General features: G+C 69.1%; 11 protein-coding genes. 3 read left to right on the forward strand and 8 right to left on the reverse strand.

Going from position 1 to position 12334, the window contains the following annotated elements:
* Nucleotides 1-112 precede the first annotated feature (112 nt).
* Nucleotides 113-904: a MerR family transcriptional regulator gene (locus GEMRO_RS0103660; RefSeq protein ID WP_027132930.1), complete on the forward strand. Its 792-nt coding sequence runs from the start codon at nt 113-115 to the stop codon at nt 902-904.
* A gap of 24 nt (nt 905-928) precedes the next feature.
* On the opposite strand, the gene GEMRO_RS0103665 is transcribed toward GEMRO_RS0103660, so the two are convergent.
* From GEMRO_RS0103665 to GEMRO_RS0103700, 8 genes are all read right to left on the reverse strand, one after another.
* Nucleotides 929-1309: a rhodanese-like domain-containing protein gene (locus tag GEMRO_RS0103665; RefSeq protein ID WP_027132931.1), complete on the reverse strand. Its 381-nt coding sequence runs from the start codon at nt 1307-1309 to the stop codon at nt 929-931.
* Between the two features lie 88 nt (nt 1310-1397).
* Nucleotides 1398-2507, reverse strand: a complete 1110-nt coding sequence (locus tag GEMRO_RS0103670) for an OpgC family protein (RefSeq protein WP_027132932.1) — start codon at nt 2505-2507, stop codon at nt 1398-1400.
* Nucleotides 2508-2713: 206 nt separating this feature from the next.
* Nucleotides 2714-3373: a 5,6-dimethylbenzimidazole synthase gene (gene bluB / locus GEMRO_RS0103675; RefSeq protein ID WP_027132933.1), complete on the reverse strand. Its 660-nt coding sequence runs from the start codon at nt 3371-3373 to the stop codon at nt 2714-2716.
* 45 nt (nt 3374-3418) lie between these two features.
* Nucleotides 3419-4219 (reverse strand): DeoR/GlpR family DNA-binding transcription regulator, encoded by an 801-nt coding sequence (locus tag GEMRO_RS27375; protein WP_051328654.1) that lies wholly within the window; start codon nt 4217-4219, stop codon nt 3419-3421.
* Nucleotides 4220-4283: 64 nt separating this feature from the next.
* Nucleotides 4284-6113 carry a dipeptide ABC transporter ATP-binding protein gene (locus GEMRO_RS0103685; RefSeq protein WP_035484694.1) on the reverse strand — a complete coding sequence of 610 codons (1830 nt, stop codon included), beginning with the start codon at nt 6111-6113 and terminating at the stop codon, nt 4284-4286.
* Nucleotides 6113-7027: an ABC transporter permease gene (locus GEMRO_RS0103690; protein ID WP_027132935.1), complete on the reverse strand. Its 915-nt coding sequence runs from the start codon at nt 7025-7027 to the stop codon at nt 6113-6115. Before GEMRO_RS0103690 ends, GEMRO_RS0103685 begins: the two co-directional genes overlap by 1 nt.
* Nucleotides 7028-7033: 6 nt before the next feature.
* Nucleotides 7034-8011, reverse strand: a complete 978-nt coding sequence (locus GEMRO_RS0103695) for an ABC transporter permease (RefSeq protein ID WP_027132936.1) — start codon at nt 8009-8011, stop codon at nt 7034-7036.
* A 56-nt stretch (nt 8012-8067) separates the two neighbouring features.
* Nucleotides 8068-9654 carry an ABC transporter substrate-binding protein gene (locus tag GEMRO_RS0103700; protein WP_035484696.1) on the reverse strand — a complete coding sequence of 529 codons (1587 nt, stop codon included), beginning with the start codon at nt 9652-9654 and terminating at the stop codon, nt 8068-8070.
* A gap of 201 nt (nt 9655-9855) precedes the next feature.
* Between GEMRO_RS0103700 and GEMRO_RS27380 the strand changes: the two genes are divergently transcribed.
* On the forward strand, nt 9856-11124 hold the full coding sequence (locus GEMRO_RS27380) for a Zn-dependent hydrolase (RefSeq protein ID WP_051328655.1): 1269 nt from the start codon (nt 9856-9858) through the stop codon (nt 11122-11124).
* A gap of 82 nt (nt 11125-11206) precedes the next feature.
* Nucleotides 11207-12331 (forward strand): linear amide C-N hydrolase, encoded by a 1125-nt coding sequence (locus GEMRO_RS0103710; protein WP_035484697.1) that lies wholly within the window; start codon nt 11207-11209, stop codon nt 12329-12331.
* Nucleotides 12332-12334 lie beyond the last annotated feature (3 nt).

Raw genomic sequence — 12334 nt, forward strand, 5'->3', positions numbered from 1 at the left:
CTTACAGATTTCTGACTGGTGCCCCGACCCGTGCGAGGTGTTGCGTGATCCGTGCAAGGTCTGCTGTCCGCCCCGGGAATGGGATGGAGGCCGACATGCCAGGCGAGCTGGAATGAAGATCTCCGACGTGGCCCGCCTGGCCGGGGTCTCCGTCTCGACGCTGCGCGTCTGGGAGGCCCAGGGCATGCTCGCCCCCGCCTACACACCCGCGGGAACGCGGATCTATGCCGAGGCCGACGTGGAGACCGCGCGCGGCATCCAGCGGATGCGCACCGTCCAGGGCATGAAGATCGCCGAGATCAAGGCGGCGCTGGCGGGGTCCGGGGACAAGGCGGCGCCCGGCGTCCCGGCCGCGCCGGATGCCGGGATCGGGCCGAAGCTGCGCGTGCTGCGGCAGTCCCGGAACCTGAAGATCGCGGAGGTGGCCCGGGAACTCGGCATCAAGCCGTCCCTGCTGGCGTCCCTGGAGCGCACCTCGCTCGGCCTCGACATCCCGCTGCTCAAGCAGATCGCCGGGTTCTACGGGATCACCCTGAACGAGATCATGGGGTTCGAGCCGGACAGGCCGGCCCACGAGACGGTGATGCGCGGCAGCGGCGTGGTGCTGCCGCGCCTAGGGCTGGGCGTCCGGATCGAGCGGCTCGGGTCGGGCAAGGAGATCCTGGACTGCCAGCGCTGGGTGATCGAGCCGGGCGTGCACAGCCGCGGCTCCTATCGCCACGAGGGCGAGGAGTTCCTGGTGGTGGTGCGCGGCCAGTTCGAGATCACGCTGGAGGAGCAGCGGGTCCATCTGCTGACGGCGGGCGACAGCATCTATTTCCGCAGCGACTTCCACCATGCCTGGCGCAACCCGGGCAGCGAGGAAACCGAGCTGATCTGGGTCTGCGTGGGCGACACCTTCTGACGGGCCTGCCCTCCGCTTGGGGGATCAGGCCTTCTCGACCGGCCCGCCGCCTTCCGCCCAGTCCTTGAACCCGCCGATGTTGCGGACGTCGCGGTAGCCCATCTCCTGCAGGGTCTTGCCGGCCAGGGCCGAGCGGCCGCCCGAGGCGCAGTAGACCAGCACGGTCCGGTCGCGGTTGAAGGCGGCGTCGTGATAGGGCGAATCCGGGTCGGCGCGGAACTCCAGCATGCCGCGCGGCACGTTGGTCGCCCCGGGGATCTTGCCGCTCGCCTGCAGTTCCGCCGGGTCGCGCACGTCCAGCACCAGCACGTCGCCGCTCTGCAGCAGCTTCTCCGCTTCCGCGCGGTCGATCCTGGGCACCGCCTGGTTCGCCGCCGCCAGCATCTCCTTGACCGAACTCGCCATCGCCTTGTCTCCAGCCTGGTCGGGAAGCCTGATCGCGCGCAGGCTGCGCCGGTCCAGGCGGCGGGTCAACGGGCATGGCGGGAGGGGCTCAGGCCTGCATCGCGGCCTTGGCGCGGACCGCCCGCACCCGGCTCTGGTCCAGCATCCAGGCCAGCCGGTCGAACAGGACGATGCCCAGCAGGATGAACGCCAGGTCGAACCCGGCATTGGTGTTCCAGGAGCGCATCGCGATCTGGCCGATCACGGTCAGGATGCAGCCGGCGGCGAACACCGCCAGGCCATGGCGGCCCATCCGCGCCAGCGGCGCATAGACGGCTGTACCGCGCAGCCGCTCGGCGACCCGGCCCAGGTAGAGGAGGTAGGCCAGCGCCAGGAAGGCCAGCAGGCGGACGATGCCCAGATCGGTCTTGTACTTGAACGGGTCCAGCCAGGTCATCGAGGCCAGCAGGCCCGGCCGGGCGCCAAACAGGTCGGACACCAGCAGCGCCCCCAGGAGGGTCGCGGCCAGCGCCGACCAGCCCAGGGCCTGGCCCTGCGGCACCGGCTTGCCGGTACGGATCAGGTAGCCGGCGGCGATGCCGATCGCGAACAGGAACTGCCAGGCCAGCGGGTTGAAGAACCAGACGCCCTCCACCGGCCAGGTCGGCAGGTTCACCCCGCCGGCAGCCCCCAGCAGGTAGACGGCGCCGGACACGGCCAGCATCGCGGGCAGCGAGCGGACCGCCAGCCAGAGCAGCACCGGCGCCCACAGCAGCAGCACGAAATAGAGCGGCAGGATGTTGAAATAGCCCAGCTGGTGGCCCAGCCCCAGCACGCCCAGCACGCCCTGGACCGGCTCCGCGACCAGCAGGTCGCGGCCATGCTCGGCCAGAAAGCCGCTCTGCTCGATCAGGCGGTCGGCCAGGGCGAACAGGAGGAAGCCCGCGAGCGTCAGGCCCAGATGATAGAGGTAGAGCAGCCGCGCCCGCCTACCCAGCCCGCCCACCATGCCGCGCAGATCGCCGCGCAGGGTCCGCCCGGCATAGGCCAGCGCCACCGCGACCCCGGACAGGAACACGAACGCCTCGGCCGAATCGGAGAAGCCGTAATTGCGCGGCGTCCAGGCCTCGAAATAATTGCCAGGCAGGTGGTTGACGAAAATGACGATCAGCACGAGGCCGCGCCAAAAATCGACCCCGTCGATGCGCTGGTTGTTCATGGACTCGGGCGTTTCTCTATCAAGTTGCAAAAGCATCGAGCCGGATCATGACAATCCGGTGCTTTCCGGACGACAACAGAACTGATCCGGTTCTTGCCCCATCCGGCGTTCTACGGCCGACCAGGGGGCAACGATGCTTTTGCCAGGGGGTGGCCGGGAAGTGCAAGCGCCAAGCACGCAGGACGCGCAGGCGTGAACGGATCTGGTCAGCGCTCCGACACGAACAGGGTCCAGTCCAGCCGCGCCTGCCAGCCCTGCCGCGCCAGTTCCGGCACGTCGTCCTGCGCCTGCGGGTAGCCCACGCAGAGCAGGCCGACCAGCCGCCAGGACGGCTCCACCCGCAGCAGCGCCGCCACCGTCGCCGGGTCCAGGATCGACACCCAGCCGATCCCGATCCCGCGCGCCCGGGCCGCCAGCCACAACGTGTGGATCGCCAGCACGGTGGAATAGCACAGGGTCTCGGGCATGGTCCGCCGGCCGAGGCCCCGGCCGGCCTCGGGATGCTCGTCGGCGAACACCGCCAGCAGTTCCGGCGCCTCGCGCAGCCCGTGCAGCTTCAGGGCGGCGTAGGCGGCCGCCGCCTCGTCGTCATAGGCGGCGGCCGCCAGCTGGTTCTCCAGGTCGACATGGCGGGCCAGGCTCGCGCGCAGCTCGGCCGAGCGCACCCGCACGAACCGCCAGGGCTGCGCGTTGCCGACCGAGGGGGCCAGGCACGCCAGGCGCAGCAGGTCCAGCATGTCCGCCTCGGCCACCGGGTCGGTGCGGAACCGGCGCACGTCGCGCCGCCAGGCCAGCAGCTCCTCCAGTTCCTGCCGGAACGCTTCGCCGAATGCCGGCGGGTCCTTCCTGCCATCCGCCTGTGTCATGCCGCCTTCCCTGACCCCGTCCAGCGGCCATTCTGGCACGGGCGCTCAGCGCTGTCGCGACGACCTGGTGTTGGGCCGGTCGGTCAGCACCTCGACGCCGGCCTCGCCGAACGCTTTGGTGAACAGGTCCGGGGGCGGCCGGTTGGTGACCAGGGTGAGCTGGGTGCCCAGCTCGAAGGTGCGCACCGAGGCCCGCCTGCCGAACTTGCTGTCGTCGCAGATCAGCACGTTCTGGCGGGCCTGCTGGTAGAGGATCCGGCGCAGGTCGGATTCCTCCTCGCCATAGTCCATCCAGCCGAACTGGGCGTCGCAGGCGGCGATCCCCATCACCGCGATGTCGAACACGAACCGGCGCACGAAGGCGATGGTGTCGCCGCCCAAGAGCGCGTTGTCGTTGGCGCGCAGCCAGCCGGGCGTCACCTTGATGCGCAGGCCGGGCTCCTGGGCCAGCAGCTGGGCGATGTCCAGGGAGTTGGTGATCAGCTGCACGTCGCGCTTGCCGATCAGCGCCCGGGCGAACGCCAGCGGCGTCGAGCCGGTGTCCACGAACACGGTCATCCCGTCGGCGACCAGGCCCGCCGCGATCTGGCCGATCTTGGCCTTCTCCTTGGGCTTGATCCGGGAGCGCTCGCCGAGCGGCTGCTCCTCGTCCGGGCGGAACGGCACCGCCCCGCCATGCACCCGGCGCAGCCGGCCGCGCACCTCCAGCTCGTCCAGGTCGCGGCGGATGGTTTCCTCGCTCACCGCCAGCTCGCTGGCCAAGCCCGACACCCGCACGCGCGGCTCGCGCTCCAGGCGGCGCAGGATGACCTCGTGGCGGTGCCGGGTGAGCGGAGACGAGGTCATCGGAGCAGGTGTTCCCGAACGGCGGCGCCAGAGGACCGCGATGTTCCCAAGCCAGGCGTCCGGGTCAAGCCGCCAGATGGCATGCCGCGAACTCGTGCTGGCCGACCACCCGCAGCCCCGGCTCGTCTCTGGCGCAGCGGCCGATCGCCAAGGGGCAGCGCGGCCGGAAGGAGCAGCCGGCCGGGATGTCGATCGGGCTGGGCGGCTCGCCCTCCAACAGGCAGTCCTCGGCCCGGTAGGGCTTGTCCTCCAGCACCGGCACCGCCGAGAGCATCGCCTTGGTGTAGGGATGCGCCGGGTTGAAGAACACGGTCTGGTTGTCGGCGAGCTCCACCACCTTGCCCAGATACATCACCGCGATCCGGGTGCAGACCTTGCGGACCATGGCGAGGTCGTGGCTGATGAACAGGTAGGTCAGGCCGTGGCTGGCCTGCAGCTTCTCGAACAGGTCGAGCAGGCGCGCCTGCTCCATCGGGTCCAGCGCCGAGAGGGTCTCGTCCAGGATCATCAGCCGCGGCTCCAGGATCAATGCCCGGGCGATGTTGATCCGCTGGCGCTGCCCGGCGGACAGGCCGATCGGCAGCCGCTCCAGGAGGTCACGCGGCAGCCCCACCTCGGCCATCACCGCCTCGACTTTGTCGCGGATCTCCTTGCGCCCGGCGCCATGGACCTGCAGCGAGAAGCCGATGGTGCGGCCCACCGGCAGGTTCGGCGGGATGCAGTTGTAGGGGTCCTGGAGCAGGAGCTGGAAGCCCTTGCGCATGGTCAGGCGCTCGCGCGCCGACATCGCGGCGATGTCCTGGCCGTCGAACATGATCCGCCCCTGGTCGGGCGGCTCCACCCAGGACAGGAGCCGGGACAGGGTGGACTTGCCGCAGCCGCTCTCGCCGACCAGCCCGAAATTGTCGCCGGGGAACACGTCGAAGGTGACGCCGCGCACCGCCTGCACGGTCTGCTTGCCGAAGAAGCGCTCCCGGTCGGGCACGGTGTAGTGCTTGGTGACGTCCTGGACCGACAGGATCGGGTGGGTCCGGTCGCCGGCCTGCTCGCGCGCGGCCTGGGCATCCGCGGTGGAGCGCAGCGGCGGCTCGTTGGTCCAGATCCTGGGCATCCGCGCCAAAAGCTCGCGCGAGTACGGGTCCTCCGGTGCGGCCACCAGGCGCTTGGGCGTGGTGCGCTCGACGATCCGGCCGCGCGACAGCACCAGCAGGTCGTCGGCGATCTCGGACACCACCGGCACCGAGGTCGCGATGAACAGGATGCCGGCCTTGATGTCCTCGCGCAGGTCGCGCAGCAGGCGGACGATCTGGGCGGCGACCGTGACGTCCAGCGGCTGGGTGACGTTGTCGCAGACCAGCAGGGTCGGCTCCGCCACCAGCGCGTCGACGATCATCGCGCGCTGCAGCATGCCGCCGGAATACTGGCTGGGATATTCCCGGTAGCGCCGGGCCGCCGAGGGGATTCGCACCCGGTCCAGCAGGTCGATGGTGCGCCGTTGCGCGTCCTTCTGGCCGATCTCCGGGCGGACCGCGCGCAGCTTCTCGGCGATCTGCACGCCCACCGGAAGGGTCGGGTCGAACGAGCTGCCCGGATCGGCGCCGATATAGCCGATATGCCGGCCGCGCAGCGCCCGGGTCTCGCTCTCCGACATCCCGAACAGGTCGCGGCCGCGATAGCGCACCGCCCCCTTGACCCGGTGCAGGGGCGGGGCGATCCAGCCGCTGAGCGCCTTGGCCAGGATGGTCTTGCCCGAGCCGCTCTCGCCCAGCACGCCCAGCACGCTGCGCTCGGCGAGATGGAAGGAGACGCCGTCCAGCACGGTGCGGCGCTCGTGCTCGCGGCGAAGCTCGATCGACAGGCCGTCGACCTCGAGCAGGGTGGCGGCGGCATCCATCAGATCGTCCCCCGCAGGAGCATGTTGCGGGCGCGCTCCAGGGAAGCGCCCATCAGGTTCAGGGAGACCAGCGACAGGAACAAAAACGCGCCCGGCATGGTCGCGATCCACCAGGCGTTGATCAGGTACTTGCGGCCATCGGAGATGATCGTGCCGAAGGTGGGGGTCGGCGGCTGCACGCCGATGCCGATGAAGCCCAGGATCGCCTCGAAGATCATCATCCGCGCCACGTCCAGCACCGCCACGAACGCGATCGGCGGCAGGATGTTGGGGGCGATCAGCACCAGCATGATCCGCAGGTCCGAGGCGCCCAGGATCTTGGCGCCGCGCACATATTCCCGCCGCCGCTCGCCCAGCGTCACGCTGCGGGTCACCCGGGCGTAGGTCGGCCAGCTGGCCAGGGCCAGCACCAGGATGATGGTGAGCGGGGTCGGCCTCGTGATGGTCAGGATCACGATCGCCAGGATGATCAGCGGGATCGAGAGCTGCGCGTCGGTCAGCCGCATCAGGATCGTGTCGACCCAGCCGCCCTTGTAGCCGGCGACCAGCCCCACCGCCGCGCCGATCACGAACATCAGGATCACGGTGGAGAAGCTGATCAGCAGCGCGTTCTGCAAGCCGATCAGCGAGCGGATGAACAGGTCGCGGCCGAGCTGGTCGGTGCCCAGCGGATGGGCGAAGGTGCCGCCTTCCAGGAAGAACGGCGGCAGGAACTTGTCCTTCACCGAGATCTTGGTGGGCGACAGCGTGCTGACATAGGGGAACACCACCGCCAGCGCGATCAGGATCACGAAGATGATCAGGCCGACCTTGAATTCCGGCCGCTGCCAGGCCGCCTGCCACAGCCGCCGGGTCGGGCCGACCGGCCGGCGCGCGGGAACGGAGGTGTCGGCGCTCATGATCTCGGTTGCCATCGGCTCTTAGCTTTCCAGCCTGGGGTCGATCTGCGCGGCGACGAGGTCGACCAGAATGTTCACCACCACGAAGATGACGCTGGAAAGGATCGCCACCCCCTGGATGATCGGGAAGTCGCGCTGGGTGACCGCCTGCACGGTGAGCAGGCCGATCCCCGGATAGTCGAAGATGTATTCCACGATCAGCACGCCGCCGAGCAGCGCGCCGACCTGCACCCCGAACAGGTTGAGGATCGGCACCGCGGAGTTGCGCAGCACATGGCCATACAGGATCCGCTGCGGCCCCAGGCCACGCACGGCGGCCACCTCGACGAAGGTCTGGCGCAGCGTGTCGGCCACCGCGACGGAGAGCGAGCGGATGAAGATCGGCGACATCTCCACCGCGATCACGATCGCCGGCAGGATGGTGTAGGCGAAGCCGTTATAGCCGATCGAGGGGATCCAGCCGAGCTTGGCGGTCACCACCAGGGCCAGCACGATCGCGAACCAGAAGTTCGGCAGGGAGACGAACACCGAGGAGGCGTAGATCGCGAACTTGTCCGGCCATCGCCCGGCATGGACGCCGGCGGCGATGCCGAGCGGCACCGAGATCACGAAGGCGATCACCAGCGCCAGGCCGGCGAGCTGCAGGGTATAGGGCAGCGCCTTGAGGATCAGGCTGGTCACGCTGGCGCGCGAGCTGACCGTCTGGTCCTGGTTGCCCATGGCGGCGCCGCCGCTCTCGGTCTTGATGTAGGAGGTGCCGAGGTCGCCCTGGACCAGGCCGGCGAGATAGCGGCCGTACTGGACCAGGATCGGGTCGCGCAGCCCCATCTCCTTGGCGGTGGCCTCGACCATCTCGTCGGAGGCCATGCCGCCCAGGATGGTGCGGGCCGGGTCGCCCGGCGCCAGGCGGACCAGCGCGAAGATCGCGAACGAGACCACCAGGACGATGAGCAGACCCTGAGCCAGCCGACGGGCGAGAAAGGTCAGAATGAAACCCATGAAGACGTTTTCCCGCCCGCTGGAAGATCAGGCCGCCTTGGCCTGGGATGGTGCGATCAGCTGGTGAAATGCGCCTTGGTCGCGTCGATCGGGCCGTTCGGGTAGAACACCAGCCCCTCCAGGCCATTGCGGTAGCCGTGCAGGAGCACCGAGGTGAACAGGGAGAGCGACGGCGTCTTGGCCGCGATCACCCCGGTCGCCTTGGCGATCAGCTCGGCGCGCTTGGCCGGATCCGGCTCGGCCTGCTCGGCGTCCAGGGCGGCGTCGATCTCCGGGTCCTGGATGCCGTTGATCAGCCCGCCCTTGGGACCGGCCTTGCCGTAGAACATCGAGCGCAGCACCAGGTCCGGCTCCGGCGAGCCGGTCGACCAGCCGCAGTCGATCATGTCGCCGAAGCTCGGCTGGCCGGCCTGCTGGTAGAGGCGCGCGCCCCAGGCGGCGGTCTCCATCACCGTGAACTTCACCGGGAAGCCGGCTTCCTGGAGCATCGCGGCGATCACCTCGCCATACTCCTTGGTCTTGGGATAGAAGCCGGTGGAGGTGACGTATTCCATCTCCGGCAGGCCCTGGCCGCCCGGGAAGCCCGCCTGCTCCAGCAGTTCCTGGCACTTGGCCGGGTCGTAGACCGGGTAGTTCGGCAGGTCGACATAGCCGAACTTCACCGGCGAGATGTAGTTGCTGGAATCGTGGCCGGCGACACCCATCACGCCCAGGATCTGCTCGCGGTCGATCGCGTAGGACGCGGCCTGGCGCAAGAGCGGGTTGTCGAACGGCGGCTTGTCGCAGCGGAAATGCAGGTACTTGTTCTCGGTCGCGATGGTGCGGCTGAGCTTGACCTTGGGCTCGCTGGAGAGCGATTCGTACTGTTCCGGCTCCAGCCGCTCGGTGACGTCGATCTCGCCGGCCATCAGCGCCAGCACCCGGGTGGTGGCGTCGCCGATATAGGCGAAATGCACCTCCTCCAGCAGCGGCTTGCCGTTCATGTAGCCGTCGAAGGCCTTGAGGATGGTGGTGTTGCCTTCCTGCTTGGCGAACTTGAACGGGCCGGTGCCGTTCGGGCGGGCCTGCAGGGTCGCCGGGTCGGCGATGTCCTTGGCCGACATGATCGGCAGGAACCCGGCCAGGAAGTAGAAGGCGGCCGCGGGGTAGTTGCCGTTCTTGGTGTGCACCCGCACGGTCAGGTCGTCGACGATCTCGACCTCGCAGCGGCCGGGATACCAGGCCGCCGGCCGGGTCGGCTGCGAGGCGTATTCGAAGGTCGCCTTGACGTCCTCGGCGCTGAACTTCTTGCCGTCGTGGAAGGTCACGCCGTCGCGCAGCGTGTACTCGATCGTGTAGAGGTCGAGGATCTTCTGCCCGGTCGCCAGCTCCCAGACGATCTGGGTCGGGTCGTCGCTGCCCATCGGCGTGCGGAACAGCTGGCCGAACACGTAGCCTTCCAGGTTGATCTGGGCGAGCACGGTGTGGGAGGTCGGGTCCCAGTTGCCGGTGACCGGCTCGCCGGACGCGAACACCATGGTGTTGCGGCCCTGGGCGTAGGCCCGCTTGATGAACGGTGCCGGCATCGTCAGGGCCGCGGCTCCGGCGGCACTGGTCTTCAGGAAGCTGCGGCGCGAACCCGCGACGATCGACGACAACGTCATACCCACCCCTCCGGTGCTGGCGCCGGTGCGAGATCCGCCCGGTCGCCGACTTGCGTGCCCTTGCGCACAGACGCTGCGCCGGGCCTTCGTGATGCAGCCCGAATGTTATCGGACATCTTGGAAAAGCCTAGGCGCGCCTTGCGGCCAGCGTCAACGACGCATACCAAGAAAGCCAACTAATCCCACATAGTGGAAGCTCCCGTGGATCGTCCGACCAACTCGACCTGCCCCGAGGGCTTTCTCGACCGCCTGGACGCCTTCTCGCAGATCGGCACCACCGACGACGGCGGCGTGGACCGGGTCGAGGCCAGCCCCGCCAACGGCCTGGCGCGGCGGGAACTGGCGAGGCGCATGGAAGCGGCCGGGTATCGGGTGCTGGTGGACGGCATCGGCAACATGTTCGGGCTCCTGGAGCTGGCGGAGCAATTCGCGGGCCAGGAGGCGCCTTGGGTTTTTGCCGGTTCCCACATCGACAGCCAGCCGAAGGGCGGCCGGCTGGACGGCGCCTATGGCGTGCTGGCCGCGCTGGAGGCGGGCCAGGCGCTGAAGGAGCGGCTGGCCGGCCGCCCGGCCAAGGCCAATCTCGCGGTGGTCGCCTGGACCGGCGAGGAGGGTGCACGCTTCCAGCCGAGCCTCCTGGGCTCCTCGGTCCATGCCGGGATCCTGCCCCTGGAGCAGGCACTTGCCCGCAAGGACGGCAACGGCGTCAGCGTCGCCGACGCCCTGGACGCGATCGGCTTTCGCGGCCGGGACCAGGCGCCGAAGCCCTCGGCCTATGTCGAGCTGCACGTGGAATGCGCCCCGGCACTGGAGAACAGCAACACCCGGCTCGGCGTGTTCGACCGCTGGTGGGGTGCCCACAAGCTGGAGCTGCTGTTCACCGGCGCCACCGCCCATACCGGCCCGACCCCGATGGCCAAGCGCAAGGACGCGCTGCTGGCGGCGGCGGAAGTGATCACCGGCCTGCGCCGCCTGGCCGACGCCGCCCCGGCCGGCGCCCTGCACACCTCGGTGGGCCGGCTGGAAGTGCTGCCGAACTCGCCGAACGTGGTCCCCGACAGCGCCAAGCTGTTCATCGAGATCCGCTCGGTCGACGCCAAGGTGATGGCCGACACCCATGCCAGGCTGATGGAGCTGATCCCCTACGCCGCCACGCTGGCCAGGGTCGCGCACCGGATCGTGCGCGACGAGTACCGGGCACCCGGCGCCTTCGAGATCGGCCTGCGCACTCTGGCGCGCGAGGAGGCCGACCATCTGGGCATCCTGCCGATGAGCCTGGAGACCATTGCCGCCCATGACGCCATGCCGGTCGCGAAACTCTGCCCGTCCGTGGTGATCGCGGTGCCCAGCCGCGACGGCTTGTGCCACTCCCCGCGCGAATGGACCGACCCGCGCGACCTGGAACTGGGCGTGGCCTGGCTCGGCGGGATCCTGGAGCGGCTGGTGGTGGACGGGCCGGAAAGCGTCTGAGCCCGGCGGTCTCTCCCCCGTTTCCGGTAATGCCCCAATTGACACCGCAGGATTCGTCCACGACGAACGTGTGAAATCGTCGATGCGAAATCCTGGAGGACGTCCGTTGCGCCATTGTTCAAGGCTGGCCGCCCTGGCCCTGGGGGCGGCCAGCCTGCTGGCTCCCCTGGCCGGTCCCGCCTCCGCCTGCACCCGGGCCCTTTATGTCGGCGACGACCAGACCGTGATCACCGGGCGCAACATGGACTGGAAGGAGGACATGGCCTCCAACCTGTGGGTGTTCCCCGCCGGGATGGAGCGCGACGGCGCCGCCGGGCCGCAATCGCTGCGCTGGACCTCCCGCTTCGGCAGCGTCGTCACCTCGGGCTACGAGGCCGGCTCCACCGACGGGATGAACGAGAAGGGCCTGGTGGCGAACATGCTCTATCTCGCCGAATCCGAGTACGGGAAGAGCGACGGCTCGCGCCCCTATCTGTCGATCGCCGCCTGGCTGCAATATGTCCTGGACAGCTATGCCAGCGTCGCCGAGGCGGTGGAGGCCCTGGAGCAGCAGCCCTTCGACCTCCTGGCGCCCACCCTGCCGAACGGCGCGGCGGCCAGCCTGCACTTGGCGATCTCCGATTCGAGCGGGGATTCGGCGATCTTCGAGTATATCGACGGCGAGCTCGTGATCCATCACGGCAAGCAATATGTCGTGATGACCAACTCGCCCTCCTACGACCAGCAATTGTCCTTGAACGCCTACTGGCAGGAGATCGGCGGGCTGACCTTCCTGCCCGGCACCAACCGCGCCGCCGACCGGTTCGCCCGCGCCTCGTTCCTGATCGACGCCGTGCCCAAGAGTGTCGCGCCCAACTACATCAAGGGCGTGCCCGGCCAGTCGTTCACCTACCAGGCGGTGGCCGAGGTGCTGAGCGTGATGCGGGCGGTGAGCGTGCCGCTCGGCATCACCACCCCCGACCAGCCGAACATCTCCTCGACCCTGTGGCGCTCGGTCTCCGACCAGAAGAACCTGGTCTACTACTTCGATTCCGCCACCCGGCCGAACACGTTCTGGGTGTCGATGGACAAGCTCGACCTGAAGCCCGGCGCTCCGGTCAGGAAGCTGACCATCCAGGACGGCGAGGTGTTCGCCGGCGAGGTCGCCGGCAGGTTCCAGGACGCAGAGCCGTTCGCCTTCCTGCCGGCCGATCCCGCCAAGGACTGAGCC

Source organism: Geminicoccus roseus DSM 18922 (assembly GCF_000427665.1).
In the GTDB taxonomy this organism is placed as follows: domain Bacteria; phylum Pseudomonadota; class Alphaproteobacteria; order Geminicoccales; family Geminicoccaceae; genus Geminicoccus; species Geminicoccus roseus.